Source organism: Methylobacterium longum, from assembly GCF_022179385.1.
GTDB lineage: Bacteria > Pseudomonadota > Alphaproteobacteria > Rhizobiales > Beijerinckiaceae > Methylobacterium > Methylobacterium longum.
In genome coordinates, this window is the sequence record NZ_BPQS01000129.1 from 1 (window position 1) to 1,248 (window position 1,248).

At 70.6% G+C, this 1,248-nt stretch carries 1 protein-coding gene; it reads right to left on the reverse strand.

Annotated elements, in window-relative coordinates; translation table 11 throughout:
• On the reverse strand, nt 1-1,248 hold a 1,248-nt coding region (locus MFF58_RS31645), incomplete at its 5' end, for an OmpP1/FadL family transporter (protein WP_238294283.1).

The window sequence follows — 1,248 nt, forward strand, 5'->3', positions numbered from 1 at the left end:
TCAGTATTTCCGGATGAGTGGGGCTTGTTCGGGGGGCGCGGCGGGTGCTGCGAAGAGGTAGCGGAATCCGACCGAGACGATGTCGGCGCTGGAGTCGACGGTGCCGGCGAAGGCGATGTTGCCGATGTTGTAGTCGCGGCCGAGGCCGGCCAGGATCCGCGCCCGGTCGAGGAAGAAGTGCGAGTAGGCGAGGTTGAGGGTCAGGCGCTCGTTCCAGCGGTAGCTGGCGCCGACCGAGAGGTTGTAGCGGTCGCCGTCGGGCAGGCGCACCGAGCGGTTCGAGAAGTCGATCGGCGAGGTCTCGTAGGCGAAGCCGGTCCGCAGGGTCAGGCTGGCGGACGCGTCGTACTCGGCGCCGATCGCGTAGGTGTAGCCGTCCTTGTAGTTGAGCGGCAGCGCGTTCACCGGCAGGCCCAGCGTCTTCGAGACGATGCCGACGGTGCCGAGCCTCGACCAGTTGTCCCACTCGAAGCCGAGGTTGACCCGCGCCACCGGCGAGATCGCCTGGGTGAGGCCGACGCTGAGCTTGTCGGGCGTGTTGAGCTTCGCGCGGACCGGCCCGGCCAGCGGCGCCAGGGCGACCAGCGGCACGCCGATCGAGCCGTCGATGTCGTGGTGCACCGAGGAGCGGTAGCCGATGCCCAGCACGGTGCCGTCGCGGGGGGTCAGGGTGGCGCCGGCGGTGAAGCCCGCCCCCCACGACTCGCCCTTGAGGAAGGAGCTCGGATAGGCGGTCGGGGCCAGGCCCGGGACCGGCAGCGCCTGCCGCAGGGTCAGGCGGAAGTACTCGATGTTGGGGCCGGCCGCGACCGAGAGCCACTCGTTGACCTTGAAGCCGAGGACCGGGTTGATCGCCAGCGAGAAGATCCGCGACGAGCGGCCGTAGACCTCGCCGGCCCAGACGTCGCGCGGCTTGGTCACGAGGCCGAAGGGCGCGCCGGTGGAGAGGCCGAGCCAGAGCCGGTCGTTGAGCTGGTAGGAGGTCGCGCCCGCCGGCACCACGGCGCCCTGGCCGATGTCGCCCGAGCCGCCCAGCCGCGCAAAGCCCGGATTGGTCCCGGCATCCGGACGGATCTCCGAGGACAGGCCGATGAAGGTGAGGTTCTGCTCCGCGACGAAGCCCGGGCGCATGGTGATCGTCGCCGGGTTCCAGAACATCGACGACACACCACCCGAACCCGAAGCCGCCCCCGCCCAGGCCAGACCCTGCGCCTGCGTGCTCTGCTCCCGGATCCCAAAGGCGCCGGC